Annotated in this window: 26 protein-coding genes; 10 read left to right on the top strand and 16 right to left on the bottom strand. The window is 67.3% G+C overall.

All coding sequences use genetic code 11. The annotated features are described in order from the left end of the window. Positions 1-87: 87 nt before the first annotated feature. Together AC3B6C_RS20675 and AC3B6C_RS20670 are read right to left on the bottom strand one after the other, a co-directional pair. Positions 88-900, bottom strand: coding sequence for an ABC transporter permease (locus tag AC3B6C_RS20675; protein WP_488373960.1), 813 nt, complete (start codon positions 898-900; stop codon positions 88-90). Next, the gene (locus AC3B6C_RS20670) at positions 897-1,820 is read right to left on the bottom strand and encodes an ABC transporter ATP-binding protein (RefSeq protein WP_488357894.1); all 924 of its coding nucleotides are present in this window, start codon (positions 1,818-1,820) and stop codon (positions 897-899) included. Before AC3B6C_RS20670 ends, AC3B6C_RS20675 begins: the two co-directional genes overlap by 4 nt. Before the next feature lie 150 nt (positions 1,821-1,970). Between AC3B6C_RS20670 and AC3B6C_RS20665 the strand changes: the two genes are divergently transcribed. Next, positions 1,971-3,104 (top strand): sensor histidine kinase, encoded by a 1,134-nt coding sequence (locus AC3B6C_RS20665; RefSeq protein WP_488373959.1) that lies wholly within the window; start codon positions 1,971-1,973, stop codon positions 3,102-3,104. Next, on the top strand, positions 3,101-3,751 hold the full coding sequence (locus AC3B6C_RS20660; protein ID WP_014926956.1) for a response regulator: 651 nt from the start codon (positions 3,101-3,103) through the stop codon (positions 3,749-3,751). Before AC3B6C_RS20665 ends, AC3B6C_RS20660 begins: the two co-directional genes overlap by 4 nt. 77 nt (positions 3,752-3,828) lie before the next feature. Here the strand turns inward: AC3B6C_RS20660 and AC3B6C_RS20655 are convergent, their stop codons facing one another. Further along, entirely contained in the window at positions 3,829-4,914 is a 1,086-nt protein-coding gene (locus tag AC3B6C_RS20655; RefSeq protein WP_488373957.1) for an NAD(P)H-dependent amine dehydrogenase family protein, read from the bottom strand. Positions 4,915-5,049: 135 nt separating this feature from the next. Between AC3B6C_RS20655 and AC3B6C_RS20650 the strand changes: the two genes are divergently transcribed. Next, on the top strand, positions 5,050-5,784 hold the full coding sequence (locus tag AC3B6C_RS20650) for a glucose 1-dehydrogenase (protein WP_044506750.1): 735 nt from the start codon (positions 5,050-5,052) through the stop codon (positions 5,782-5,784). Here the strand turns inward: AC3B6C_RS20650 and AC3B6C_RS20645 are convergent. Next, positions 5,759-6,745, bottom strand: a complete 987-nt coding sequence (locus tag AC3B6C_RS20645) for an arsenic resistance protein (protein ID WP_488373956.1) — start codon at positions 6,743-6,745, stop codon at positions 5,759-5,761. The genes AC3B6C_RS20650 and AC3B6C_RS20645 overlap by 26 nt on opposite strands. A gap of 51 nt (positions 6,746-6,796) precedes the next feature. Here AC3B6C_RS20645 and AC3B6C_RS20640 point away from each other — a divergent pair, with 51 nt between their 5' ends. Next, entirely contained in the window at positions 6,797-7,507 is a 711-nt protein-coding gene (locus AC3B6C_RS20640) for a CPBP family intramembrane glutamic endopeptidase (RefSeq protein ID WP_488373955.1), read from the top strand. Between the two features lie 27 nt (positions 7,508-7,534). Here the strand turns inward: AC3B6C_RS20640 and upp are convergent, their stop codons facing one another. The 5 genes from upp to AC3B6C_RS20615 all read right to left on the bottom strand — a co-directional run bounded on the left by upp (position 7,535) and on the right by AC3B6C_RS20615 (position 13,644). Next, positions 7,535-8,164, bottom strand: a complete 630-nt coding sequence (gene upp / locus AC3B6C_RS20635) for a uracil phosphoribosyltransferase (protein WP_010842472.1) — start codon at positions 8,162-8,164, stop codon at positions 7,535-7,537. Positions 8,165-8,228: 64 nt separating this feature from the next. Beyond that, entirely contained in the window at positions 8,229-9,473 is a 1,245-nt protein-coding gene (locus tag AC3B6C_RS20630; protein WP_488373954.1) for a DUF1688 family protein, read from the bottom strand. Further along, a complete protein-coding gene (locus AC3B6C_RS20625; protein WP_010842474.1) occupies positions 9,473-10,720 on the bottom strand; it encodes a GTP cyclohydrolase II in 1,248 nt (415 codons plus the stop codon). The genes AC3B6C_RS20630 and AC3B6C_RS20625 overlap by 1 nt, the downstream gene beginning before the upstream one ends. Before the next feature lie 172 nt (positions 10,721-10,892). Beyond that, positions 10,893-13,136: a catalase/peroxidase HPI gene (gene katG / locus AC3B6C_RS20620; RefSeq protein ID WP_488373953.1), complete on the bottom strand. Its 2,244-nt coding sequence runs from the start codon at positions 13,134-13,136 to the stop codon at positions 10,893-10,895. 82 nt (positions 13,137-13,218) lie between these two features. Further along, positions 13,219-13,644 (bottom strand): Fur family transcriptional regulator, encoded by a 426-nt coding sequence (locus AC3B6C_RS20615; protein WP_035717319.1) that lies wholly within the window; start codon positions 13,642-13,644, stop codon positions 13,219-13,221. Between the two features lie 128 nt (positions 13,645-13,772). Between AC3B6C_RS20615 and AC3B6C_RS20610 the strand changes: the two genes are divergently transcribed. Then, positions 13,773-14,666, top strand: a complete 894-nt coding sequence (locus tag AC3B6C_RS20610; protein WP_035717321.1) for a hypothetical protein — start codon at positions 13,773-13,775, stop codon at positions 14,664-14,666. A 38-nt stretch (positions 14,667-14,704) separates the two neighbouring features. Here the strand turns inward: AC3B6C_RS20610 and AC3B6C_RS20605 are convergent, their stop codons facing one another. Then, positions 14,705-15,118 (bottom strand): hypothetical protein, encoded by a 414-nt coding sequence (locus AC3B6C_RS20605; protein WP_488373952.1) that lies wholly within the window; start codon positions 15,116-15,118, stop codon positions 14,705-14,707. A gap of 72 nt (positions 15,119-15,190) precedes the next feature. Then, positions 15,191-15,751 (bottom strand): DUF4334 domain-containing protein, encoded by a 561-nt coding sequence (locus AC3B6C_RS20600; RefSeq protein ID WP_488373951.1) that lies wholly within the window; start codon positions 15,749-15,751, stop codon positions 15,191-15,193. A gap of 121 nt (positions 15,752-15,872) precedes the next feature. Between AC3B6C_RS20600 and AC3B6C_RS20595 the strand changes: the two genes are divergently transcribed. Both AC3B6C_RS20595 and AC3B6C_RS20590 read left to right on the top strand, forming a co-directional pair. Beyond that, positions 15,873-16,304 (top strand): PPOX class F420-dependent oxidoreductase, encoded by a 432-nt coding sequence (locus tag AC3B6C_RS20595; protein WP_010842479.1) that lies wholly within the window; start codon positions 15,873-15,875, stop codon positions 16,302-16,304. A gap of 65 nt (positions 16,305-16,369) precedes the next feature. Further along, positions 16,370-16,807 (top strand): VOC family protein, encoded by a 438-nt coding sequence (locus tag AC3B6C_RS20590; protein ID WP_488373950.1) that lies wholly within the window; start codon positions 16,370-16,372, stop codon positions 16,805-16,807. A gap of 23 nt (positions 16,808-16,830) precedes the next feature. Here the strand turns inward: AC3B6C_RS20590 and AC3B6C_RS20585 are convergent, their stop codons facing one another. Then, positions 16,831-18,474, bottom strand: a complete 1,644-nt coding sequence (locus AC3B6C_RS20585; protein WP_488357889.1) for an alkaline phosphatase D family protein — start codon at positions 18,472-18,474, stop codon at positions 16,831-16,833. A gap of 158 nt (positions 18,475-18,632) precedes the next feature. Here AC3B6C_RS20585 and AC3B6C_RS20580 point away from each other — a divergent pair, with 158 nt between their 5' ends. Both AC3B6C_RS20580 and AC3B6C_RS20575 read left to right on the top strand, forming a co-directional pair. Then, positions 18,633-18,932 (top strand): putative quinol monooxygenase, encoded by a 300-nt coding sequence (locus AC3B6C_RS20580; protein ID WP_488373949.1) that lies wholly within the window; start codon positions 18,633-18,635, stop codon positions 18,930-18,932. A gap of 56 nt (positions 18,933-18,988) precedes the next feature. Continuing rightward, entirely contained in the window at positions 18,989-19,672 is a 684-nt protein-coding gene (locus AC3B6C_RS20575; protein WP_488373948.1) for a DNA alkylation repair protein, read from the top strand. Between the two features lie 70 nt (positions 19,673-19,742). On the opposite strand, the gene gdhA is transcribed toward AC3B6C_RS20575, so the two are convergent. From gdhA to AC3B6C_RS20560, 3 genes are all read right to left on the bottom strand, one after another. Next, positions 19,743-21,104, bottom strand: coding sequence for an NADP-specific glutamate dehydrogenase (gene gdhA, locus AC3B6C_RS20570; RefSeq protein ID WP_488373947.1), 1,362 nt, complete (start codon positions 21,102-21,104; stop codon positions 19,743-19,745). A gap of 185 nt (positions 21,105-21,289) precedes the next feature. Then, positions 21,290-21,670, bottom strand: a complete 381-nt coding sequence (locus AC3B6C_RS20565) for a hypothetical protein (RefSeq protein ID WP_488373946.1) — start codon at positions 21,668-21,670, stop codon at positions 21,290-21,292. A gap of 490 nt (positions 21,671-22,160) precedes the next feature. Next, positions 22,161-23,156, bottom strand: coding sequence for an alpha/beta hydrolase (locus AC3B6C_RS20560; RefSeq protein ID WP_014926937.1), 996 nt, complete (start codon positions 23,154-23,156; stop codon positions 22,161-22,163). Between the two features lie 249 nt (positions 23,157-23,405). On the opposite strand from AC3B6C_RS20560, the gene AC3B6C_RS20555 reads away from it, so the two are divergent. Then, a complete protein-coding gene (locus AC3B6C_RS20555; RefSeq protein ID WP_488373945.1) occupies positions 23,406-24,782 on the top strand; it encodes an NAD-dependent succinate-semialdehyde dehydrogenase in 1,377 nt (458 codons plus the stop codon). Positions 24,783-24,872: 90 nt separating this feature from the next. On the opposite strand, the gene AC3B6C_RS20550 is transcribed toward AC3B6C_RS20555, so the two are convergent. After that, positions 24,873-25,619 carry an MBL fold metallo-hydrolase gene (locus AC3B6C_RS20550; protein WP_488373944.1) on the bottom strand — a complete coding sequence of 249 codons (747 nt, stop codon included), beginning with the start codon at positions 25,617-25,619 and terminating at the stop codon, positions 24,873-24,875. Between the last annotated feature and the right edge of the window lie 43 nt (positions 25,620-25,662).

Raw genomic sequence — 25,662 nt, 5'->3', positions numbered from 1 at the left:
CGAGAACCCGGAAACCGTAACACCGATCGTCGGTGTGGGAGCGGCGCTTACGGCGACCGTGACCGTCGTGCCGCCGGGCGGCGTCCGTTACTTCACCTCGGACCTCAGGATTCGCAGGACACCGATGCCGAGGGGTAGTCCGATCCAGATGACGGCCGAGACCAGCATCCGCGCCCATTCGCCTCCGGTTGCCCAGTCGGCCTCCTGGAACGGCACGTTCGTCAGTCCGGTGTCGACCCATTGCCCGAGATTGTCCTTGAACCACGGAACCAGCTGGCTCACCACGGTGAGTGCGTTGGGCAGGGCGAAGTACGCGACGATCGCGCCCGGGGTGTTCAGGATCAGGGCGGCGAACCCGAACCCGAGAAGCAACCCGAAGGTTTGCGACACAAACGAGTTGACGAAGCCTGCGAGGGTGAGATCCCAGGAGCCGGCGGGATCGGCGAACGCCAGACCGGCGATCCCGTTGCCGATGACACCGAGCACGAGCGCGACCGCGACCGCCGCGATGGCGGTGAGCAGCGCCGCGACCAGCTTCGCACCGACGATGCGCTGCCGCCGCGGCTCGAGCGTGAACGTCGTCAGCGCGGTGCGCTGGCTCCACTCGCCGGTCACGAGCAGGATCGCCAGGATCGGCAGGATGATGGCCGTGGGGATGTTCATCATCCCGAAGAACTGTCCGAGGTTCAGGTTCTCGGGGGTGTTGCGGTTGGCGATGAGCATCGCGACGACGACGACAGCCGCGATCACGCCGATCGAGGCGGTCAGCCAGAAGCCGGCGCGGGTGTCGACGAGCTTGCGCAGTTCGACCCGGACGAGTCGGGAGAACGGGATTCCGGGGCGGTCGACGTCGATCACGTCGGCCGGCGGTAGCGGTGTGCCGAAGTCGGCGACGGTCATCGGGCTGCTCCTTCGAGTGTGGTGTGTTCGCGCTGGGTTTCGGCGGTGAGCTGCAGGAACATCGCTTCGAGCTGAGCTCCGTCAGCAGGACGCAGCTCGGTGAGGACGACGCCGACGGCGGTCGCGACGCGGCCGACGTCGACCGGCTCGGCATCGACATCGAGGCCACCGGAAGCGTTGCGCTGCACCGTGATCCCGGAGGCCGTCAGCGCGTCGCCGAGTGTTGCGTCGTCGAGTGACCGGACGCGCGTGCCGGCGCCGGCGAGTAGCTCGTCCTTGGTGCCCTGCGCGACGATCCGGCCGTTGCCGATCACGACGATGTCATCGGCGACGATCTCGATCTCGTGCAGCAGATGCGACGACAGCAGCACCGTCCCGCCGCGATCGGCATATCCGCGCAGCAGGGTTCGCATCCAGTGGATCCCGGCCGGGTCGAGTCCGTTGGCCGGTTCGTCGAGGATGAGGATCTTCGGATCGCCCAGCAGGGCCGCGGCGATGCCGAGCCGTTGGCGCATACCGAGTGAATAGTTGCGGACCCGCCGTCCGGCCTCCTCCGGGGTCAGGCTCACCAGTTCGAGCATCTCGTCGACGCGGTCGCGTCCGATGCCCATGGTCATGGCCGACAGTCGCAGCACCTCCGCGCCGGTTCGGCCGGCATGTTGGGCCGAGGCGTCCAGGAGGATGCCGACCTGTGTCGCCGGATTCGGGATCATCCGGTAGTCGACGCCGTACAGATGTGCCACTCCGGAAGTCGGCGGCGTCAGTCCGGCGATGATCCGCATCGTCGTCGACTTCCCGGCTCCGTTGGGACCGAGGAATCCGGTCACCTGCCCGGGCCGGCAGGTGAAGGACACGTCGTCGACCGCGACGTAGTCGCCGTATCGCTTCGTCAGATTCTTCACAGTGATCATGGCGTCCATCGTGTCCTTCGCAGGTGACGATCACATCGGGCATCCGGACACCGTCGTATCGGCCGAAAGTCGTAGGGGTCGGCACCCATCGGTCGGACGCGATCGACGACGCCGCACGACTACGGTGACGGTGTGCGTCCTGAGCAGTACCAACCCCCGATGACGTGGACCGGCCGACTGTGGCGGCTCGCGGTGATGCTCTGCATCTCGGTCGGCGCCTTCGCCACGCGCGCGTCGTACCTCTGGGACGAGGCCCGGTGGTGGTTCATCACCGACCTCGCGCTCGGGGTGCTCTCCTACATCGTCATCTGGTGGCGCCGAAGCCATCCCGTACCGGTCACGACCTTCACGAACCTCGTGACGATCATGTCGTCGTCGTCGCTCGGACCGGGGATTCTCGCCATGGTGTCCCTGTCCACCCGGCGACGGTGGCGCGAGATCATCCCGCAGGCCGTGTTGTCCGTCGGCGCGGGGATCATCGCCCTCGAGTTCTTCGCCACGCCCACCGAGGCGAGCGATCCGGTCATCGTCCAGTACACGGTCACGGTGGTCGCGACGGCGGCAATGGTTGCGTGGGGTCTCTACATCGGTTCGCGCCGTGAGCTTCTCGCTAGCTGGCGGGCGCGCGCGCTCGCCTCGGAGGCCGAGCAGCAGGCGAAGGTCATGCAGGCACGATCGCTGGAACGGGCACGGATCGCGCGGGAGATGCACGACATCCTCGCTCACCGCATCTCGGCGATGAGTATGTCGGCGGGTGCGCTGGCCTACCGTTCGGACCTGTCCGGCGAGCAGATCCGTGAGACGGCGCAGACCATCCAGGAGACCTCACACCTGGCGCTGACCGAACTGCGGGAGGTGCTCGGGGTTCTGCGCGAAGGCCCCGGTGACGCCACTCCGGAGGAACCGCAAGGTGTTCCGGACCTGTCCGCGCTCATCGAGGAGGCGCGCCGGCTGGGTATGCGGGTGGAGAGCCGCTGCGACATCGACGTGACCTCACTGAGTCCGTCGATCTCGCGGACGTTGTACCGGTGTGTGCAGGAGGCCTTGACCAACGCGCGCCGCCACTCGCCGAGCGCGCCGGTGACCATGCACATCCGCGGCGGTCCGGATCACGGAGTGGATCTGCTCGTCGAGAATCCGCTACCGCTGTCGATGGGTTCGAGTCGTCCCACACCCGGGTTCGGCCTCGTGGGTGTGGCCGAGCGGGTCGAGTTGCACGGCGGCCGACAGTCGGTGACGGTCAGCGAGGACAAGCGCTTCCTGTTGCACGTGTGGCTACCGTGGCAGTCATGACCGCCCGCATCATGATCGTCGACGACGACCCGCTCGTCCGCTCGGGACTCCGGCTTCTCCTCGGCGGCGACTCGGGTCTGGACATCGTCGCCGAGGCGAGCAACGGGCAGGAGGCCCTCGACACCCATGGCGCCGGACCCGTGGACCTCGTCCTGATGGATCTACGGATGCCGATCCTCGACGGGATCGCGGCAACCGGCCGCTTCAAAGCCCTGTCCTCGGCGCCTGCGGTCATCGTCCTCACGACCTTCGACGCCGACGACTACGTGGTCCGCGCACTGGCGATGGGCGCGGACGGGTTCCTTCTGAAGGACACTCCACCCGACGACATCGTCGCCGCCATCCATGACGTGCTCGACGGCCGGCCGGCCCTGAGTCCCTCCGTGACCGCCGCCCTGATCAAGCAGGTCGTGAGCACCGGTGGCCATCGTGCATCTTCTGCGGCGGGGCGCGTCGACCAGCTCACGGCGCGCGAGCGGGACGTGGCCGTCGAACTGGCCCGCGGCGCGTCCAACGCCGAGATCGCCGAACGCCTCTACATGAGTCTCGCCACGGTCAAGGCGCACATCTCGCACATCTTCACCAAGCTCGATGCGAGCAACCGTGTCCAGGTCGCGATCCTCATGCACGACGCCGGGATGGTCTGAGCGCGAAGGCATGCCGAGGTCTCCCCGGCGGTGGAGCGTCAACCTGCCGGTTGACGTCCTACCCGCCGGTTGACCTCTTACCTGCCGGTTGAGCCTGTCGAAACCCCAGGACCCGTCACGAGGGGGAGGTCGAGCGTGGTGCGGAGTCCCGCGGGTCCGTCGACGACCGCCGGGATCGCGTTCACGATCCGGCCTGCGGCGGCGACGATGGCGGCGTGATTGTGGTCGCCCTTGCGGCTCGTCGGACAGATGTCGACGGTGTACGACGGTTCGCCGGTGATCTCGACGCGATAGCACCCGCCCGGCTGGGCGGGTTGGGCCCAGTCCGGCCGGAGGTCGCCCCGAAGCCGCGTCACGTGCTCGATGACGATCACCGGTTCACCGGCCACCTTGCCGATGATCTCGAACCGCACGGCGGCGCGGGTGCCCGCGGCGATGTGCCCGGCCGCGATGTCGAAATCTTCGGGCGCGGGCTCGCTTTCGAAGACCTCGTCGATCTCGTCGACCGTGACGCCGAGACCGGCGGCCAGTTGCCGGATCGTCGTCCCCCACGCCAGACCCAGCACACCCGGGAGGAACAGCATGGGTGTCTGGTCGAGCGGTTTGCCGAAGCCCATGACGTCGAACATCACCGTCGCCCCGTCGTAGGTCGCGTAGTCGGCGATCTCCATGCAGCGCACCTGTTCGATCCGCTGGCAGGTTCCCGCGAACACGAACGGGATGAGGTCGTTGGCGAAGCCGGGATCGACGCCCGTGACGAACAGGCTGGCCCCGCTGCCCGCGGTGGTCTCGTCGATCTTGGCGATGGCCTTCGCGGGCATCACGCCCCACGGGTACTGGAGCGTGTTGGGCGAGGAACCGACGACGTCGATGCCCGCGGCCAGTACGCGCACCACGTCGTCGAACGCTTCGACGGGCCGGGTGTCGCCCATCGCGCAGTACACGACGCAGTCCGGCTCGGTCGCTATCGCCTCGTCGAGGTCGCCCACCGCCAGGACTCCGGTGGGCGCCTCCACTCCGGCCAGCGTCGCGGCGTCGACTCCGACCTTCTCCGGTGTTGACACGGACACCGCCGTGAGTTCGAACCGCGGGTCCTCGATCAGTTGGGTGAGGCACAACCGGCCGACGTTGCCGGTTCCGACGAGAGCTACCCGGATGGACATGACGTGGAACTCCTTGCGCTCGGTAGTCGCCGGTCGGGCGTGGTGTACACCTGTCCGGACGTTTGTCTGTTCAGTAGACCATTTCTCGGTGGAACCTGTTCTATTTTCGATCTCATCGCGGTAGCGTTGCGCCCCATGGGACGCGTAGACGACAAGGTTGCAGTGATCACCGGCGGTTCGCGGGGGATGGGAGCCGAACACGCCCGGGCCCTCGTCGCGGAGGGCGCGAAGGTGGTGATCGGCGACATCCTCGACGACGAGGGCAAGGCGCTGGCCGCCGAACTGGGGGACGCGGCACGCTACGTCCACCTCGACGTCACCTCACCCGAGGACTGGCAGAGCGCCGTGTCGACCGCGGTCGACGAGTTCGGCAAGGTCAACGTCCTGGTGAACAACGCAGGCATCGTGAACGGCTCGACGATCCAGAAGTTCCGGCTCGACAAATGGAAGCAGATCCTGGATGTGAACCTCACGGGCACGTTCCTCGGTATCCAGGCGGTCGCCGATCTGATGATCGATGCGGGCGGCGGGTCGATCATCAACGTCTCGTCGGTGGAGGGTCTGCGTGGCAGTCCCTGGGCGCACGGTTACGTCGCAAGCAAGTGGGGAGTGCGCGGTCTGGCGAAATCGGTTGCGCTCGAACTGGCTCCGCACAACGTGCGGGTGAACTCCATCCACCCGGGTCTCATCCGGACGCCGATGACCGAGGGTATTCCCGACGACATGGTGACCGTGCCGATGGGCCGGGCCGCGGAGTCGCGCGAGGTGTCGACCTTTGTGGTGTTCCTGGCCAGCGACGAGTCGTCGTACGCGACCGGCGCCGAATTCGTGATGGATGGTGGCCTCAGCGCCGACGTGCCACACAAGTGAACGCCCACACGAGAACGACCATCCCGAGCAGTTCGACGAGCGTCTGGGTGATCACCGTCGCGGCGGCCAGTTCCGCTCCGACCGGCAGGGCCAGCGCGAGCGGTAGGACGACGAGCGAGTTGCGGGTGGCACCGGAGAAGACGACCGCGGTCGAGGGTTCCGGGGCGAGCCGGAACGAGCGCGTCACCCCGAACCCGATCGCGACCATGATCACCAGGAACGCGGCGAAGACCGGGATGACGCCGGCGATCTCGGCGAAGCGTGAACCGACAAGGGGCACCTGAGAACTCACCGCGACGAAGAGAACGGCCATCATCAGCGGGACCATGGTGGTGGCGGCTCCGGCCGAGGTTCGGCGGCCCGCTTCGGACCGGTCCGCCCACGCCTGGGTGGCCCACGCCAGCGCGAGCGGGCACACGATGAGGATCAGGAACGCCCAGAGGAAAGGCTCCGGCTCGATCACCGACCGCCCGTCGCGGAGCAGTACCAGCAGGTAGAGCGGTGTCATCAGCATCTGGGCGATGAGCAGCAGTGGCGTGGCCGCGAGCAGTCGACGGGCGTCACCGCCGCCGAGTCCGGCGAACACGACGACGTAGTCGACGCACGGGCACAGCAGCACCAACAGAGCACCGAGCCGTATCGCGTCGTCGGTGGGCAGGGCGAGGGACAGCACCGCGGTCAGCAGCGGGGCGAGGACGAAGTTCAGGAGCAACACCGCCGCCATGAACCGGCGGTCGCGCCACGAAGCCAGCAGGTCCGACAGGCGGATCTGCAAGAAGGTGACGTAGAGCAGCGCTGCGAGCAGTGGCGTGATCGCCGCCTCGAGCAACTCGGCAGGACCGGGAACCATCACACCGGCGACCAGCCCGGTGAGGATCGCGCCGAGATACAGCACCACCTGATGGCGTTCGAGGCGGTCGACGACGGTCGCGGATCCGGGCACCGCATCATTCTGCGACACCGCGGTCTCGTTCACCGGCACCGCAGGGACGCGGTGGGGCAGACTCGACGGGTGATCACCCCCTCCCGGCGCACCGACGTCGCGCTGTTGATCGTGGTGGTCGCGCTTCTCGTCGCGGGGAACGTGGGCGCGCATCTCACCGAAGATGCGGTGTCGGTGGCGATCGTCCCCGTGGCCGCCGTCGTGGCCGTGGTCATCGCTCGTCTCGCCGGCCTCGGCTGGCGGGACCTCGGCCTGAGCCGCGCGGAGCTGCGCGCTGGGATCCCGGTTGCCGTGGCAGCGGTCCTCGTGGTCGCCGCCGTGGTGTCCACGGCGGTCGCGATCCCGGCCACGCGTGAGTTCTTCCTGTCCGACCGGTACGACGACACCTCCGAGGCCCTTCTCGCGGCATTCGTGATCATTCCGCTGCAGACGGTTCTCCCGGAGGAGGTCTTGTTCCGCGGTGTGCTGCAAGGGGTTCTGGGCCGGTTGTTCGCCCCGTTGACGACGCTGGTCGTCGGTGCGATCGCCTTCGGCCTCTGGCACATCCTGTCCTCGACGGGGCTCACCGCGGGCAACGAAGGACTGAGCGGCATCTTGGGCGCCGGGACGGTGGCGCAGATCGTCGGCATCGCCGGAGCCGTGCTCGCGACCGCGGTCGCGGGTTTCGTGCTGGGCTGGCTCCGGCAGCGCACCACGAGCCTGCTCGCGCCCATCGCGCTCCACTGGGCCCTGAACGCGACCGGGGCGATCGGTGCCGCCGTGGCCTGGCAGGTGTCCTAGACGGGCATCACCCGCGGATCGTCGGCCTCACGCGGTCCCGAAGATGCGGTCGCCCGCATCGCCGAGCCCGGGGCGGATGAAGCCGTTGTCGTCGAGTTCCCGATCGACCGCTGCGGTGTAGATCGGCACGTCGGGGTGCGAGCGGTGCAGTACCTCGATGCCCTCCGGGCAGGCGAGCAGGCAGACGAACTTGATGGATTTCGGACCGTACTCCTTGATGCGGTCGATGGCGGCGACGGCCGAATGGCCGGTCGCCAGCAGTGGATCGACGATCACGACGTCACGTTCGGACAGCTCCGACGGCATCTTGAAGTAGTACTCGACGACGACCATGGTCTTCGGGTCACGGTAGAGACCGATGTGGCCGACGCGCGCGCCCGGGACCACCGTCAGCATGCCGTCGGCGATGCCCGCACCGGCACGCAGGACGGCGGCGAACACCAGCTTCTTGCCGTCGATGACTCGCGCGGTGGTGGTCTCGAGCGGCGTGTCGATGGTGATCTCGTGCATCGGGATGTCGCGCAGGACGTCGTACGCCATCAGGATCGAGATCTCGTCGAGGAGGCGGCGGAAGTCGTTGGTCGACGTTTCCTTGCGACGCATCAGCGTCAGCTTGTGTTGCACCAGCGGATGGTCGATGACGGCGACGCTGCCCATGAATACCTCTCGGTCGAGTGTGTGAAGCGATGTGTGGATCGGGTCGTGGTCTGGACGCCGGTGCTCAGAACACGGTGCCGGTGCTGCGTATCGACAAGGGCGGCAGACCATCTCGAATCCGGTTCGCCAGAACACGACCGGCCGCCCATGTCCCGCCCTCGAGCACGCAGGCCAGCGGCATGGTGGTCGTATCCGCGCCGAGCCGCTTGCGCACGAGGTCGGCGATCTCGTCGATCAGGGCGACGGTGAGCGCACGCCATTCGACGACGAGCTCGTCGCCGACCTCCCACTCGCGATCCGCCCAGCCCTCGTCGCGGAGCTCGAGTACCCCGGAGTCGATCAGAAGTCCGCCGTTGCGATACTCGGGGAGACCGGTCAGCTCGTCGAGTCCGGTCACCCGGACACCGGACCACCGGAACGGCTCCAGCAGTGAGTAGGTCAGCCACTGCGACAGTTTGTGGAACGGCACCCAGCCTGCTGTCAGACCCGGACCGACGACGGCGTCGTGATGCCAGCAGTCACCCAGTGGATTGGCGTCGATCGCGTTGTCCGACGGCCAGATCGGGCCCAGGTATTCGAGGATGCCACTCAGGATGTCCACCGCGGACACCTCCGAGCGCCCACCGCGGGTGAGGTGGTCGAACAGGCCGCCGGGCCGCGCGTCCGGACCGAAGATCTCGGGCCGGCGGGACAGGGTCTCACCCAGTCGGCGCAGCAGATCGACTCGTCCGGGGAGGCCGGTGAGCGGATTGTCGGGACCTGTCTGGAAGGCGGCGCCGAGAGTGTCGGCACTGATCCGGCTCAGACCGCCGGCGTCGACCCGCAGGGGATCGGTCGGGTCACTCGAGAACAGCCCGTCACAGAAGGCCACCCAGCTCGCGACGCCGAGTCCCTCCGAACGCGTGAGGACGAGATCGCTCGACTGCTCGCGGTAGGACCAATCGGGCCCGGCCCCGGCGTCGAGCAGGACACTGACGAGCACGACGTCGACGAGGGCGCGGGTCCGCTCGGCCGAACCGGCCGCGGGCAAGGCGGCATCGATCGCGCCGAGGCGGTCGACGCCGCCGGCCTCGAAGTGTCGCCATCGACTGTGAAAAGGTATGTCCCCGTCGGGATATCGTGACAGCGTCGTCTCCGCGACGAGGTCGGCCGCCGCGTCCAGTGCCTCGTCGCGAACCACGAACCACGACGACTCGCCGGACCGCGCTCGTTCCAGGAGCTGCCGCGATCGGCTCCGGATGGTGGCGGTGGACCGAAGCATCCGACCGGCCTGGGAAGCCGACAACTCCACGTCCGGCGCACCGGCCATCAGAGCGCCCGACCCTTGACCTGTCGCAACTGTTCGGCGTCCGGGACAGGTCCGGGGGTGAAGTAGCCGGCAGCCATTTTCGCGTCGATCTCGACCCGGGCGTCGGCGGGGATCAGTTCGTCGGGGATGTTCACGCGTTCGCCGACCTCGATGCCCGAGCCGGTGATGGCGTCGTATTTCATGTTCGACATCGACACCAGGTGGTGGATCCTGGTGATGCCGAACCAGTGCAGGACGTCGGGCATGAGCTCTTGGAACCGCATGTCCTGAACGCCCGCAACGCATTCGGTGCGTGCGAAGTACTGATCGGCGGTGTCGCCGCCGAGCTGACGTTTGCGGGCGTTGTAGACGAGGAACTTGGTGACCTCGCCGAGCGCGCGTCCCTCCTTGCGGGAGTAGGCGACCAGGCCGACGCCGCCGCGCTGGGTCCCGCGGATGCACTCCTCGATCGCGTGCGTCAGATACGGGCGGCACGTGCAGATGTCGGAGCCGAAGACGTCGGAACCGTTGCACTCGTCGTGGACGCGTGCGGTGAGTTCCACCGACGAATCGGCGAGGTCGCGGGGGTCGCCGAAGATGTAGACCGTCTGGCCGCCGATGGGTGGCAGGAACACCTCCAGGTCCGAGCGGGTCACGAGTTCGGGGTACATGCCGCCGGTCTCCTCGAACAACACCCGACGCAGCTCGGCTTCGGAGCATCCGAAGCGATCGGCGACGCCGGGCAGATGCCACACCGGCTCCACGGCCGCCTTCGTGACCAGCGCGGCGCCACTGGGCAGCAGGACCTCGCCGTCGGGGATGAGACGACCTTTCTCGATCGCCTCGGCGATCTCGGGGAGGATGACGTGCGCCTTGGTCACCGCGATGGTGGGCCGGATGTCGTAACCGCGCCCGATCTCGTCGGGGAAACTCTCGGCGACCGTGGCACCCCAGGGATCCATCGAGACGATGGCGCGCGGGTCACCCCACTGCGGGTACGGTCCGATGTGGTCGGTGGGCGAGGTGTTGGTGAGGTCGGCCCGGTGCTCGCGCGCCAGGGCGCCGGCGGCGACGGCCAGGGCGCGGTACACGCTGTAGGACCCGCTGTGGGTGCCGATGACATTGCGATGCCCACGCGTGCCCGTGGTCCCGATGACGGGACCGCGCTCGGCCGCGGTGGCGGCCCCCCAGTGGATGGACGGCGCGTCGATCCCGCCGCTGTGGGAGGTCAGTCGGATGTGGCCCAGGGACCTGTGTTCGCCGGACATCGTCATCGTCCTCACTTCTGTCGAGACGGTCACCCGCCACTTCAGGGAAAGCGCCAGCATAGTTGCGGATGCCCGTGTGTGCCGGGTGATGCCGAACGCCGTGGCGGCGGCACCCGCCGAGGGTGCCGCCGCCACGTTCTGACCGTCGTGGTGACGAGGTGCGCCGCCTCGATCAGAGGTCGAACCGGTCCAGGTTCATCACCTTGTCCCAGGCCGCGACGAAGTCGTTCACGAACTTCTCGGCGGCGTCGTCGGTCGCGTAGACCTCGGCGAGAGCGCGCAGCTGGGAGTTCGACGTAAACGCCAGATCGGCGCGGGTACCGGTCCAGACCTGCGCACCGGTGGAGCGATCCCGACCGATGTAGACGTTCTCCGCATCCGAGGCCGACCAGGCCGTCGACATGTCGAGCAGGTTGACGAAGAAATCGTTCGTGAGGATGCCGGGACGATCGGTCAGAACACCCGCAGATGAGCCGCCGAAGTTGTTGCCCAGCACTCGGAGTCCGCCCACCAGCACCGTCATCTCGGGTGCGCTGAGGGTCAACAGCGCTGCATTGTCGACGAGGGTGAACTCGGCCGGGAGATCACTGCCCTCGGCCATGTAGTTGCGGAACCCGTCGGCTCTGGGCTCGAGGTACGCGAAGGACTCGACGTCGGTCTCCTCCTGGGAGGCGTCGGTGCGGCCCGGGGTGAACGGCACGGTGATGTCCACGCCCGCGTCCCGCGCGGCCTTCTCGACGGCCGCCGCACCGCCGAGCACCACCAGGTCGGCGAAGGAGATCGTCGCTCCGGCCTCACCGGTGAACGAGTCCCGGATGCCTTCGAGGGTGTCGATCACGGCCGCCAGCTCGGTGGGCTCGTTCACCTCCCACTCCGACTGCGGTTGCAACCGGATGCGGCCGCCGTTGGCGCCGCCGCGCTTGTCGCTGCCGCGGAAACTCGACGCCGCCGCCCAGGCGGTCTTGACGAGTTGCGCGACAGTCAATCCCGAGTCGAGCAGCATCCCCTTCAGGATCGCCACGTCGGCTTCGGACACGACCGGTCCCGCATGCGCCGGGACATTGTCCTGCCAGAGGTAGGTCTCGGTCGGGACCAGCGGCCCGCGATAACGGACGGCGGGCCCCATGTCGCGGTGCAGGAGCTTGAACCAGGCCTTGGCGAACTCATCGGCCAGTTCCTCGGGGTGGTCCAGCCAGCGCCGGGTGATCTGCTCGAAACCGGGGTCGTACCGCATCGCGAGGTCCGTGGTCAGCATCGACGGATGAGTCCTGTCGTCGCCGAACGCCTTCGGGACGGTGCCTGCTCCGGCTCCGTCTTTCGGGCGCCACTGGTTGGCCCCGGCCGGACTCTTGTAGAGCTCCCACTCATAGCCGTAGAGCGTCTCGAGAAATGCGTTGTCCCAGGTGGTCGGAGTGGGATTCCAGATCACCTCGAGTCCGCTGGTGATCGCATCCGCACCCTTGCCGGAGCCGTGTGAGCTGACCCAGCCGAGGCCGGCGTCCTCGACGGCGGCGGCCTCCGGTTCGGGACCCACCAGCCCGGCGTCACCGGCACCGTGGGTCTTGCCGAAGGTGTGGCCGCCGACGATCAGTGCGACGGTCTCGACGTCGTTCATCGCCATACGCGCAAACGTCTCGCGGATGTCCACCGCGGATGCGAGGATGTCCGGATTGCCGTTCGGCCCTTCCGGATTCACATAGATCAAGCCCATCTGCACTGCGGCAAGGGGTTTCTCGAGTTCGCGGTTGCCCGAGTACCGGTGATCGGCGAGCCACTCGAGTTCGGGTCCCCAGTACACCTCGTCGGGCTCCCACTCGTCGACGCGACCGAATGCGAAGCCCGTGGTGGCGAATCCCATCGACTCCAGCGCGACGTTTCCGGCGAAGACCAGCAGGTCGGCCCAGGACAGGGCCTTGCCGTACTTCTTCTTGATCGGCCACAGCAGGCGGCGCGCCTTGTCCAGGTTGGCGTTGTCCGGCCAGCTGTTGAGCGGGGCGAATCGTTGCATTCCGGCGCCGGCGCCACCGCGTCCGTCCTCCACGCGGTAGGTGCCCGCGGCGTGCCAGGACATGCGGACGAACAGACCGCCGTAGTGTCCGAAGTCGGCGGGCCACCAGTCCTGGGAAGCGGTCATGAGCGCTGTCAGATCCGCGCGCAGAGCCTCGACGTCGAGGGTCTCGAGGGCCGAGTCGTAGTCGAAGTCGGCGTCCATCGGATTCGCGACATCCGGATTGTGCTGGAGGACTTTCAGATTCAATTGATTCGGCCACCAGTCGCGGTTGCCGCCGCCCTGGGTCGGCGGCTTGAGCCTACCGTGTGCGACCGGGCATCCGCCGGTCGCGGGCTCGGTGTTCGCCTCGGCGATCGGGGGGTGTTCCCGCGCGTCGGAGACGGACGTGGGGTCGTGCTGGGCCATCTGGGGTTTCCTTTCGGGCACGGAGAGAACTGCGATCGCCGGGTCGGCGATCGCAGAGTGGGTGCGATGTCGGTCGTCGGGGTTATCGGTCGGGGATGCAGTCGGGGCAGTAGCCCCAGTAGATGACCTCGGCTTCGTCGATGACGAAACCTCGGTCGTCGGACGGGGTCAGGCACGGGGCTTCGCCGATTGCGCAGTCGACGTCACCGATGGACCCGCATGTACGGCATATCACGTGGTGGTGGTTGTCCCCGACCCGTGACTCATATCGAGACACGTGGCCCGACGGTTGGATACGTCGGATCAGGCCGGCCGAAGTCAACACGCCCAGAACGTCATACACCGTCTGTTGCGAGACCTCGGGCAGCCGTGCGCGAGTCGAACGCAGCACCTCGTCGGTGTCGGCGTGGGGGTGGGCCCGGACGGCCTGCATCACCGCGATGCGCGGGCGAGTGACCCGCAGTCCGGCCGCCCGAAGGTGGCGGGTGCAGTCGTCGTCGGTGAGCATGACGCCCATCGTGCCCGCTTTTCTGGAACCATTCAAGTTTATGTGGGGAAAGTGAGGTACCGATCACCCCCGAAGTCGTAGGATCGGCTCATGCCGACAGCGACGCCGACTCGTTCGCGGGTGAGCTGATGACCCGTTACGACGAGATCGTCGACGAGCTCTACGGTCTCGCGCCCGGCGCGTTCGTGACCCGCCGGAATGAACTGGCTCGTGAGGTGAAGGCGGATGGCGACCGCGAACTCGCCGGTCGGATCGAAAAGCTGCGGCGACCCACGCAATCGGCCTGGGCCATCAACCAGTGGGTGCGCGCGTACCCCGACGACAGTGCGCTCATCGCCGAGTTGGCGTCGGAATTGACTGCGGCGCAGCGCCGATCGGCGGTCGACAAGATGCGTGCGCTGTCCCGGCGCCGCCAGGAACTGATCAGCTCGTCGGTGACCGCGGTCGCGAGGGCAGCGGCTGACCGTCAGGTGAGGCTGGCGGACGGTGCCGTTCGAGAGGTCACGCAGACACTGCGCGCCGCGGTGGCCGACCAGGAGGTACTCGCGCAGGTGTTGCGGGGCAATCTCACCGCGTCTGCCGAGTACAGCGGCTTCGGACCCGCCGGCGTGTTCGTGGTGCCGGAGCCGTCACCGGAACGGGGCGAGGACGAGCCGGAGGTCGACGATGCGGGAGGTACGGCCGACGACCCCGATGAGCCGACCCCGTCGGACGACTCCGACAGCGAACGCGAACGCCGTGAGCTCGAGGCCCGGCTGGCCGACGCGGAGGCGGGGGAGCGGGCTGCGCGATCCGACCTCGACGATGCCTCGAAGACGGTCGACGGTGTGTCGTCGGAAGTGGACGAGATCGTCGGCCGGGCTCAGGAACTGCGGGCTGAGCTGGCGCGCTGCGAGGAGTCGCTGCGTTTTGCGCGCCAACGTCTGTCGACCGCCGAGCACGGCAGGGCCGAGGCCCGGATCGCGCTCCGCGAGGCGGTCGCGGCGACCAACGAGATCCGCGCGGCGCTGGCCGAACTCTGAGGGCACCGCGCGCCACGCGGATGGTCGGCGCCTGAGGGTCAGCGCGTCAAGTGGAAGCGCAGCAACTCGGAGGTGCCGTTGAGCGCACGACCCCAGTAGCCGCCGCGGCCGTCGGCGCGGAGCTCGTCACGCACGAATCCGACGGGGGTTCCCGAGTAGTCCACGACGATGACGGGCGCGCCGTCCTGCACCGAGCGGCCCGGGTACATCGCACCGGGGAACGCCCATCCTATGGCTGTGTCGTTGACGACCCGCGAGCCCGTGAAGTTCTTGCCGAACCACACCGTGTCGGCGATGGGGGCACTGGTGACATCGCCGCGGTAGTACCCGGTCGGCATGGGCGGGGCGGCCAGCGCGGTGCCGGGCGCGACGAGCGTGATCACCCCAGCGATCAGAACCGCGGCGGCCGGCGCGGCACAGTGACGGAGATGGGATGTGAGTGCGGTGTCCATCTGTCGATTGAACGCCCGTGCAATCCCGTTGACCTGGGATCGGCCACGCCGATGCCGAACCGATAGCGAGGGTCAGTGGCCGACGAGGCGCAGTGAGTCGTCGCGCCGGAGCACGAAGAAGTACGGCTTCGGCGAACCCTTGAGATCCATGGCGCCCAGGACGGCGTCGTCGGAGATCCGGCGGAAGACGTCGTTGATCGGCAGCTGGTCGTAGACCATCGTGGCCGTGTCCGTGCCGCGGTACCGGGTGGTGCGCAGACGGGCACGCGCTCGTCGGGTGCCGCTGAGGAGACGGGTCGCCGCGATCGGCGTCGCGAACGACAGCGATCTGACCCCGGGTGCCTTCTCGGCGATCCCGAGTCCGCCGAACGCGATCGCCGGGTTCATCGGCCACAGAGCCGAACCGTCGCGGGTCGGGAAGAGGAGCGGATGCACGGTCTCGGCGTCGACGAACTGTTTGCCCCACCAGCCGCTTGCGGCCAGGAATCCGTCCAGCGGGTGCCCGGTGGGCACTTCGGCGCCACGCCAGGTGCCGATCATGAAATCGGGCTCGACCGCGGCGGAGGAGTCGAACAGATCGAGTGCCTCGGTGGACGTCGTCGGCGTGGTGGTCAGGAGCTCGCGCACATGCATGCCGTCGATCGTACGTGCAAAGACACAGGATCTGAAGAATGTCGCAACAGCGCACCGCCGCGCCCCCCGGAGGTGTTCGGCGTTCCGGAATAGCCGGCACGTTCGCCGGGTTGCCGCAGGCATGACCGACTCTGCGTACGACCCTCGTGACCTTCTCGCCGAAGGCGGGCTCGGTGTCCTGGCCACGATCAAGGCATCGGGACTTCCTCAGCTGTCGCCCGTGACGCCCTTCTACGACCGCGACGCCGAGACCATCTATGTCTCGATGACCGAGGGGCGGGCCAAGACGGCGAACCTCCGGCGCGATCCACGCGCAGCCCTCGAGATCACCGGCCCCGATCGCTACACCTGGGCGACGGCGGAGGGCACCGTGACACTGATAGGTCCGGGTACCGAACCGGACGGGCCCGAGGTCGAGGCCCTCGTGGACTACTACCGCCGAGCTGCCGGCGAGCACCCGGACTGGGATGAGTACCGCAGGGTGATGGTCGCCGACCGTCGTGTCCTGATGGTCATGGCGGTGGACCGGGTGTACGGCGAACGTCTTCGCTGAGATGTCGGGCGCCGCGTTGTCGAATGAGGACGCGCGCTGTCCTCATGGTGGCGCACAGTGGAGGCATGGCAACTGAATTTCAGGTGACGTTCGATTGTGGTGATCCGGCATCGCTGTCGGAGTTCTGGACCGAGGTGCTCGGCTATCGGCTCCAGGACCCACCACCCGGTTTCGACAGCTGGGATGCCGCGCTCGATGCGTTCGGTGTCCCGCCGGAACGCCGGAACGACGCGTCGGGGGTGATCGATCCGGACGGACGCGGGCCCCGGCTGTTCTTCCAGCGCGTCCCCGAGGGCAAGGCGGCCAAGAACCGGGTCCACCTCGACGTCCGTGCCGCACCCGGTCTGCGCGGGGACGAGCGGATGAACGCTCTCGAGGCTGAGGCGGACCGCCTCGTCGGACTCGGCGCGACCCGGGTCGAACGGCACGATCCGGCCCCACCGCTCGGCGAGGGGCACATCGTCCTGCAGGACCCCGAGGGCAACGAGTTCTGCCTGGACTAGGGATTTCGTAGCGACACTGCGCGCTATGTGCGTTCTCTTGCTACGAGATCCGGGGTCAGGGAGATGTTTCCGGCCCTACCCAGCGTCCCGTCGAGGTCGGGTTGCTCGAAGGTGACCTCGGCGGAACGCCCCTCCACCGAGAGCGTCGCGATGGTGTTGCCGAACAGCGGGCCGAGAGAGTTGCGCCAGGCGACCGGCAGATCGGGCGACCCACCGCGACGGGCCCAGCGTCGGACGATCGAGGCGAGCCGATTGGACCATCCCAGCCGGAACACCACCTTGATGTACGGCGGGATCGCGTTGTGCACGGGCGAGCACACCAGCTGGTGGACGTCGGCGGTGGTCGCGTCCGAGAAGGTCGCACGCGCCGCGTAGCTGTGGTGGACGTCGCCGGACAGTACGCTGACCGTCGCCGGCCCCGGATCGCGGGTCGCGACCCGCCGGATCATGTCACTGAGCCGGACGAAGGAGTCGAAGAAGGCAGGCCAGTGCTCGAGGTCCGCGCCCTGCCGGATCTTCTCGGCGAGTTGCCCTCGACGCCCCGACCGCCGGGCGCCGATCTCGTTGAGGGTCTCCGCATCGCCGACGACGGGCGGCAGCAACCACGGCAGCGATGAACCGAGGACGAGGTGGTCGAGCCCCTCCAGATCGTCGTCGACCTGGCTCTCGACCCAATCGAATTCGACGTCGCTCAACATCTTTCGCGTCCCCCCGGAGAGGATGCGGCCGTTGCGGGAGTCGATCATGACGAGCCGCGTGTTGCCCAGGTCCCATCGGAAGCTGAACCGGATGCCCTTGGTCCCGTCGGTTTCGTGGTCGGCGCGATCCGCGACACCGATCAGGTGGGGCCAACAGTCACCGTCGATCTCGCGCACGCGGCGGTAGTCCTCGGACTCGGCCAGTTCGGCGGGGGAGAGGTTGCCGAGGTGCTGATACACCCAGTACGACGCCAGGCCGGCGCGGATACGGTCCTGCCACCACGGCTTCTCCCGCATCTGACGACGCCAGGTGTCGGAGGTGTTCCAGTCATCACGGATGTCGTGATCGTCGAAGATCATGGCCGTGGGCACGGTGGAGAGGATCCATCGGATCTCGGGGTCACCCCAGGTGTGCCGATAGAGACCCTCGTACTCCTCGAAGTCGACGACTTCGTCCGACGGTCCGGCGGTGGACGTCCGATTCGATTCCAGCGACTCCTTCACCTGCGGGGTCAGTTCGTCGGCGTACACCTGGTCACCGAGCAGGATGAGCGTGTCCGGCCACTCGTCGACCGGGAGATGACGCATCCGGATGGCGTAGCAGTCCAACGCGTCGAGTCCGAGTTTCTGGTCGAGCTTCGGGTCCTCGGCACGTGGATACCGGCAGGACCCGAACACGAATCGGTGCCGGTCCGCGGTGTCCGGTCCCCGGGTTCGGATGACGCTGGGCGGGAACTCCATGTCGGGAAGCGGCCACTCGAGGGCGCCGTTGACGCGGACCTGGTACTCGGTGATCGTGTCGGGCACCAGGCCGGTGACCTCGACCAACGCATAGTGATGACCGGACACCTCGAATGTCCGGGTGCCGCAACCGAGCACCTCGACCTCGCCCGGTTCGTCGGTTTGCACCCAGACCAGCGCGGAGGTCTCGTCGACGTGCCGGAGGATCGGACCCAGAACCAAAGCCATTCGATCAGAGTAGGCCGTCGCGCGCGCTCGTGCGCCCGCGTCGATCGGCGCGATGAGTTCGTCCGGGAGAGCCGGTCTGTACTCGTGTTGCCGCTGCACGCGGGGGACACGGTCACGCCGGCAGGACGGCGCACCGAGAATCGACGGAGGAGGAACCCATGGTGATCGTTGCCGGCAGTCTTCGAGTGGACCCGCGCGGGCGGGCCGACTACCTCGCCGGATGCGAGGAGGTCATCGGTGCGGCCCGTCGGGCTCCGGGGTGTCGCGACTTCGCGATCAGCGCCGACACGACGGACCCGGGCCGTGTCAACATCTTCGAGCGATGGGACTCGCAGTCGGCAGTCGACGCCTTCCGGGGTGACGGGGTCGGCGACGAGCAGGCGCAGGCGATCCTCTCGGCGGCAGTCGCCGAATACGATGTCGCCGACATCCGGATCCTCGCCGGCGTTCCGGACTGACGACCGTGCGCCGGTCGTCGTCGTACGCTGTGTGCGCGCCACGCGAGGGGAGAGAGATGACCGGCAGTACCGACGTCCACCAGAGTCTCGCCGAGGTCCTCGATGAGCTACGGACACTCGATGACCCGAAGATCCGGGCGGTGAACGAGCGGCACGGGGACGATCACGGGGTCAATCTCACGAAGCTCAGGGCCCTCGCGAAGCGACTTAAGGTACAGCCCGACCTCTCCGCGGCGCTGTGGGCGACCGAGGACACGGCGGCGCGGTTGCTCGCTTTGCTGATCTGCCGCCCGAAGTCGTTCGACGCGGCAGCGCTCGACACGATGGTCCGCGAGGCCGACCGGCCGAAGGTGCACGATTGGCTCGTCAACTATGTCGTCAAGAAGAATCCGCATGCCGAGGAACTGCGGACGGCGTGGCTGGGCGATGCCGATCCCGTTGTCGCGGCAGCGGGCTGGGCCCTGACCTCCGATCGGGTGGCCAGGCGCCCCGGTGATCTCGACCTCGCGGTCCTGCTCGACGTCATCGAGTCGGAGATGACACAGGCGCCGCCTCGTCTGCAGTGGGCGATGAACACGTGCCTGGCGACCATCGGCATCGAGAATCCCGAGTTCCGTACCCGTGCAATCGACATCGGCGAGCGGTTGAAGGTGCTCGAGGACTATCCGACGTCACCTGGGTGCACGTCGCCGTATGCGCCGGTGTGGATAGCCGAGATGGTCCGACGCCGCGAGGTCTGATCGGAGATCATCCGGCTTCGACCTACTTGAAGGTCAAGTGTCCGTGCATCTCCGGCGTCGCGGCTTCGGGTCAGATGAGACCCAGTGCGAGCATCGCATCGGCGACCTGGGTGAACGCCGCGATGTTGGCGCCGGTCGCGTAGTTGCCGGGCACCCCGTACAAGTCCGCCGTGTGCAGGCAGTGATCGTGGATCGACGTCATGATCTCCGACAGCCGCTCCTCGGTGTGGCTGAACGACCACGAATCCCGGGAAGCGTTCTGCTGCATCTCGAGTGCGCTCGTGGCCACTCCGCCCGCATTCGCGGCCTTGCCCGGCGCGAAGCTGACGCCCGCCTCGGCGAAGATGCGCACCGCCTCGGGCGTGCTGGGCATGTTCGCGCCCTCGGCCACGATGCGGCACCCGTTCTTCGCCAGTTCGGTGGCGTCGACCCCGTTCAGTTCGTTCTGCGTCGCGCAGGGAATGGCGATGTCGGTGGGCACACTCCACAACGAGCCGGAGCCGATGCACCGGGCGGACCCGCGGCGAGCGTCGACATAGTCCGAGATCCGGCCACGCCGAACGCTTTTGATGTCCTTGAGCAGTTCCAGGTCGATACCGGCCTCGTCGACGACATGACCTCCCGAGTCCGAGCAGGCGATCACGCGGCCACCGAGTTGCTGCACCTTCTCGATGGCGTGGATCGCGACATTGCCCGAGCCCGAGACGACCACGGTCTTGCCGGCGAGATCGTCGCCGACGGCGGCGAGCATGTCACGGACGAAGAACACGACGCCGTACCCGGTCGCCTCGGTGCGGACCTGCGAGCCGCCCCACGCGAGTCCTTTGCCGGTGAGGACGCCGGACTCGTAACGGTTGGTGATGCGCTTGTACTGGCCGAAGAGATAACCGATCTCACGACCACCGACGCCCGTGTCGCCGGCGGGCACGTCGGTGTACTCGCCGATGTGGCGGTACAGCTCGGTCATGAACGACTGGCAGAAGCGCATGACCTCCCCGTCGGAGCGCCCCTTGGGATCGAAGTCGGCGCCGCCTTTGCCGCCGCCGATCGGGAGTCCCGTCAGAGCGTTCTTGAAGATCTGCTCGAACCCGAGGAACTTGACGACGCCCAGGTAGACGCTCGGGTGAAAACGCAAGCCCCCCTTGTACGGTCCCAGAGCGGAGTTGAACTCGACACGGAAACCGCGGTTGATCTGCACCTGGCCCTGGTCGTCGACCCACGGCACCCGAAAGATGATCTGGCGCTCGGGCTCGGTCAGCCTCTTGATGATCCCCGCGTCCGCGTAATGAGGGTGCTTCGCCAAGACCGGACCCAGACTGTCGAAGACCTCCCGGACGGCCTGGTGGAACTCGGCTTCCCCGGGATTTCGCGCAACGACCTGCGCGTACAGATCACTGATCTTCTCGTCGAGCACGGCCACGATGGCGACCACTTCCTTATCGATACGTGTGGGACGGCGACGTGGGTGAGCACGTCGCCACCCGCACCCTATCGATCGACAGAAATTCCACCACAGACCGGTCCGTCTGACGAACATCACGGGTGCATCCGCGACGGGGAGATCAGGATGGACTCGCCCTGACGACGAGGGGGATCGCGCTCACCGCGACGCACGTATCACGATGGCGCGAGAACAGGTCGTCGTATCTCGAGCGACGGGTGCCGAGTCGCGATCTCACGCCGGGACGTCGGGTCGGCGCCGGTGGTGAGCGTCAGAATCCAGGGCACCGATTCGGTGTCGTCTGACACCCATGGATCCAACTCGAGGTGGGCCAGGATGTCGCGTGACAGGCTCTCGAGTTTCGCGACGGTCAGGCGACCGGACGAGTCCGCGAATCCGAAGCACACATCTCGACCCTCCGGGACCCCGAACACGTCCACGTCGTTCTCGCGGTGCCACTGCCTGCGCAGCAGCAACGAGTCCGACTCTTCGACGACAACCGAGCATCTGGTGGGGTGAGAAAAAGCGTCCTGGGCGCGTGTCGACGCGCGATCCACGAATTCTCTCACCCGACTCGGAGACCCGCATACGCGTATCCGGCACTCCATCACAACCGCCTTCACGGCCACTCTTCCTTTCACTGCTGCCGGTCATCTCCGACCGGTGCCATGGACTCTAGCCGAGAAAAAAATAAAAGCCAGTTCGACGGTTTCGGTTTGTCTGATAGCGACGAAATCGCCTGTACGCCAGTAGGTGACGGTCACGGCAAAGGTGAACGCGCGGCGAGGCTGGACTTTTGTTTTTTCCGGGCTATGGTCACGGAGGTGGTAGGTCAGAGCCGTCGTGGTCGACAATCGATGGAGGAAAAATGGCAGAAAAGAATTCGAGTTCCAAGAAACGCCGCCAAGAACTCAAGGAGCGCCGTGAGCGGAAACGCGCACTCGAGGACACCTCAATTGTTCGGAGGAGGAAAAGTGCCCGCTGACGCGGTTGATCCCTGAGGAGCGAGCAGTTCCTTCGAGGAGCGGTGAACGGCCGATCGCGGCGTCAGCGCGGGCCGTTCAGCGCCCGCGCGATGGTCGGCCAGGCACGATGCAGGTCCTGGTTCCAATAACCCCATGAGTGCAGTCCGGCGCGGAAGTCATACGTTATGTCGACTCCTGCGCGGTCCGCGCGACGTTTGAAGCTCTCGGTGCATCGGGCGACGATGCCCTCGAGGACGCCGCCGACGGGCGACGCGAGACCGGCAATTCCGAGTGCCGGGTCGGGGAGCCCGTTGCCGACCGCCACGTACACGGGCTTGCCGCGCAGCGCGGACACGTGATCGGCAGGATTGTGGGCATCCCAGGTGTCGTGGTCGAGCGGCCCCCACATGTTCTCCGGATTTCCGCCCCTCGTGCTGACCGATGTGGCGGTCGCCTGCCGGAACTCGGGTGATCCCTGATCGAGGCACCCGCTGAACGCGACGGCGCCCCGGTAGAGATCGGGGTTGCGCACCGCGATGGACATCGCGCCCAGCGCTCCCATCGACAGCCCGCCGATCACGTTGCGTCCGTCGCCCCGAAAGCGCCGATCGACCAGTGGCGGGAGTTCGTCGGTGAGAAAGGTCTCCCACATGTTCCGCCCCAGCACCGGGTCGAGCCGGCGCCAGTCGGTGTAGTACGAGCCCGTACCCCCGATCGGCAGAACCACGTTGACCTTCTTGTCGGCGACGAAGCGCGCAATGTCGGTCTGGAACGTCCATCCACTCTGGGTGTAGTTGGTGTAGACCCCACCGTCGATTCCGTCGAGTAGATACAGCGTCGGGCGCGGTCCGGTCCGGTCGCGGGGAACAAGCACACTCACTCGGACCGGCCGCTTCATCGCTGCCGAGTACACGGTCATAGTCGTGCGTGTCGCAGTCTCCGGGGAGACCGCGAGGATGCGAGCCGAATCGCCGAGCTTCGGTGGAGTCGCCGCGGCCGGCTGCCCTGTCGAGAGGCTCGCGACGATCGCGATGAGGAAAGCACAACCGAGCCCCGCGGCTCGCCGCCAGTGTGACACTCTTCGATCCCCCTCGGACGCTTCCCGATCACGAGTCGCGACCCACCCCCAGGTCGACGTCCGGCATCCGCCGCGTGTCGGTCGATCACGGGTCCGAACTCGGACCGCCGCCATAGTAGAACAGGTTGGTGACCGTCGTGGGAGCAGAGCGCGCCGACGGTCGGGGTTTTGGGCCGTGGGACGCGGGTACCCGACTGGTCCCGGGCTGTGGACAGTCGGGATGCAACGACAGAGGAAGGTAGGTGCTCCGTGAGCACATATGTCACCGCGAATCCGACCACGGGTGTGACCGACCGGGAATTCCCCGGACTGAAGGACGACGAGGTGGCCGGCGTTGCCGAACGGTCGCTGGCTGCCTACCAGGACTGGCGTTCGACCGAGGCGTCCGAGCGTGCCGCGATACTGTCGCGAACCGCGGATCTGTACGAGAAGCGAGCCGATGAACTCGCGGCCGTCATCACGACCGAGATGGGCAAACCGGCCAAGGAAGCTGCCGGTGAGGTTCAGCTGGCCGCCGACATCTATCGCTGGTACGCCGAGCACGGACCCGATCTTCTGGAGACCGAAGCCCTCGATCCACAGGGAGCGGACGCGTCGATCGTGCAGGTGACGCCGATCGGGCCGCTCGTCGGCGTCATGCCATGGAACTATCCGTACTATCAGGTCGCTCGATTCGTCGCGCCGAACCTGTTGGCGGGCAACACCGTCATCCTCAAGCACGCATCGATCTGCGCCGCGTCGTCGGCTCTGATGGCGGAGATCCTGCACGACGCGGGTGTGCCCGCCGACGCGTACATCAACGTGTACGCGAGCAGTGATCAAATCGCAGAATTGCTGGCCCACAACGCGATACGCGGTGTGTCTCTCACCGGAAGCGAAAAGGCCGGCGCCGCCGTGGCGAAGGTGGCGGCGGAGAACCTGAAGAAGTCCGTGCTCGAGCTCGGGGGGTCGGACCCGTACATCCTCCTCGATTCCGCCGATATGGAACGCACGACGAAGATCGCGGCTCGGGCACGATTGTCGAATGCCGGTCAGGCGTGCAATTCACCGAAGCGCTTCATCGTGCTCGAGGAGTTGTACGACGATTTCGTCGACGGGGTGGTGAAGCAGTTCGAGTCGACCGCGGTCGGTGATCCGGCGGACGAATCCACCCAGATGGGGCCGTTGTCATCTCTCTCGGCGCGCGACACCGTGGCCGAGCAGGTCGAGACCGCGGTGAAACAAGGTGCCACGCTGCGCACGGGTGGGAAGCCCTTGCAGCGGGACGGCGCCTTCTTCGAGCCCACCGTCCTGACCGACATCACCCCGGACATGGATGCGTACTCCGAGGAGATCTTCGGTCCGGTCGCCATGATCTACAAGGTCGCCTCCGCCGAGGACGCCGTGGCGCTCGCCAACGATGTCGAGTTCGGCCTGAGCGGTTCGGTGTGGAGCGGCGACATCGGCAAGGCCGAACAGGTGGCCGACCGGCTCGAGGTCGGGATGGCCTATGTCAACGAGCACGGCACCACCTTGCCCGGGCTCCCGTTCGGCGGGGTCAAGCGTTCGGGTTACGGCCGCGAACTCGGACGCTGGGGCATGGGCGAATTCGTCAACACGAAGCTCCGTCGGACAGCCTCCGCATAGATCGGATCACCCGACGACGAGCGGGTCTCCACGACGTGGAGGGCGGGCCGACGTGAGAAGCGTCGGCCCGCCCTGCTGTCTTCGGCTGGGTCAGCCGCTGGTCTCACGCGCGCGGGCGACGGCGACGGCCACCCCGTGGTGCCACGGGACGCCATGGCCGGGCAGGAGCGATTTCGCCTCTGTTGCCGCCAGCGCGTCGAGCGATGTGCGATTGCGATCGAGGTCGGCGGTTGCAGACCCGGCGATCATGCGCGGGCCGGTCGCTGCGGTGTACGGATCGAGCGTCACCAGGGCGTCGCCGGCGATGACCGCGTCGCGGGACGGAAAGTGGAGTGACACATGGCCGTAGGTGTGCCCTGGGGTGGGGACCACCTGCGCGCCGCCGGGGAGCACCGCGTCGTCGCCGAAGGTCGTCACGTCCATGTGGTCGACGCCGCGCACGGTGAGCGCGCCCGCCGCTGCCATGCGCCCGAGCAGCGGGAGGGCACGCGGATGACGAAGGGGCACCCCGAATCTGGTGGCGTTCTGATGTGCGTAGCGGTAGGGATGCGATGCCAGCCACGCGTCGTCACGATGGACGTGGACAGGGATCCGCCACTCACGCGCCAGGCGTCGCGCGGTGCCGACATGGTCGAAATGGCCATGGGTGATGATCAGATCGGAGACCGCGTCGGTGTCCCGGCCGAGTTCGCGGACGGCTTTGCGGAGCGGCTCGTACGACCGGGGGAGTCCGCAGTCGACGAGCACCAGCCGGTCACCGTCCTCGACCAGATACTGATTCGTGTGCGCGTGTTCGAGCCAATGGATGCCGGGGACGACGTCGCGATGCAAGGTCATGCTCGGGCGCATACCCGGCGGGGGCAGCGGCAAACCGTGGTAC

The sequence above is a fragment of the Gordonia sp. 11cp genome (genome assembly GCF_057767225.1).
The sequence above is the reverse complement of the archived record's forward strand: the minus strand, read 5'-3'. Positions and strand labels throughout refer to the sequence as shown.

Bases quoted from the DNA above. Each gene is read 5' to 3' on its own strand.
- AC3B6C_RS20605 (WP_488373952.1), bottom strand. From the start codon at position 15,118: ATGGACACCGCACTCACATCCCATCTCCGTCACTGTGCCGCGCCGGCC.
- AC3B6C_RS20595 (WP_010842479.1), top strand. From the start codon at position 15,873: ATGACCGACTCTGCGTACGACCCTCGTGACCTTCTCGCCGAAGGCGGG.
- AC3B6C_RS20630 (WP_488373954.1), bottom strand. From the start codon at position 9,473: ATGGCCGGTGCGCCGGACGTGGAGTTGTCGGCTTCCCAGGCCGGTCGG.
- AC3B6C_RS20650 (WP_044506750.1), top strand. From the start codon at position 5,050: ATGGGACGCGTAGACGACAAGGTTGCAGTGATCACCGGCGGTTCGCGG.
- AC3B6C_RS20665 (WP_488373959.1), top strand. From the start codon at position 1,971: ATGACGTGGACCGGCCGACTGTGGCGGCTCGCGGTGATGCTCTGCATC.
- AC3B6C_RS20675 (WP_488373960.1), bottom strand. From the start codon at position 900: ATGACCGTCGCCGACTTCGGCACACCGCTACCGCCGGCCGACGTGATC.
- AC3B6C_RS20615 (WP_035717319.1), bottom strand. From the start codon at position 13,644: ATGCTCACCGACGACGACTGCACCCGCCACCTTCGGGCGGCCGGACTG.
- AC3B6C_RS20585 (WP_488357889.1), bottom strand. From the start codon at position 18,474: ATGGCTTTGGTTCTGGGTCCGATCCTCCGGCACGTCGACGAGACCTCC.
- AC3B6C_RS20655 (WP_488373957.1), bottom strand. From the start codon at position 4,914: ATGTCCATCCGGGTAGCTCTCGTCGGAACCGGCAACGTCGGCCGGTTG.
- upp (WP_010842472.1), bottom strand. From the start codon at position 8,164: ATGGGCAGCGTCGCCGTCATCGACCATCCGCTGGTGCAACACAAGCTG.
- katG (WP_488373953.1), bottom strand. From the start codon at position 13,136: ATGGCCCAGCACGACCCCACGTCCGTCTCCGACGCGCGGGAACACCCC.
- AC3B6C_RS20610 (WP_035717321.1), top strand. From the start codon at position 13,773: ATGACCCGTTACGACGAGATCGTCGACGAGCTCTACGGTCTCGCGCCC.
- AC3B6C_RS20575 (WP_488373948.1), top strand. From the start codon at position 18,989: ATGACCGGCAGTACCGACGTCCACCAGAGTCTCGCCGAGGTCCTCGAT.
- AC3B6C_RS20590 (WP_488373950.1), top strand. From the start codon at position 16,370: ATGGCAACTGAATTTCAGGTGACGTTCGATTGTGGTGATCCGGCATCG.
- AC3B6C_RS20660 (WP_014926956.1), top strand. From the start codon at position 3,101: ATGACCGCCCGCATCATGATCGTCGACGACGACCCGCTCGTCCGCTCG.
- AC3B6C_RS20670 (WP_488357894.1), bottom strand. From the start codon at position 1,820: ATGGACGCCATGATCACTGTGAAGAATCTGACGAAGCGATACGGCGAC.
- AC3B6C_RS20580 (WP_488373949.1), top strand. From the start codon at position 18,633: ATGGTGATCGTTGCCGGCAGTCTTCGAGTGGACCCGCGCGGGCGGGCC.
- AC3B6C_RS20600 (WP_488373951.1), bottom strand. From the start codon at position 15,751: ATGCATGTGCGCGAGCTCCTGACCACCACGCCGACGACGTCCACCGAG.
- AC3B6C_RS20625 (WP_010842474.1), bottom strand. From the start codon at position 10,720: ATGTCCGGCGAACACAGGTCCCTGGGCCACATCCGACTGACCTCCCAC.
- AC3B6C_RS20550 (WP_488373944.1), bottom strand. From the start codon at position 25,619: ATGACCTTGCATCGCGACGTCGTCCCCGGCATCCATTGGCTCGAACAC.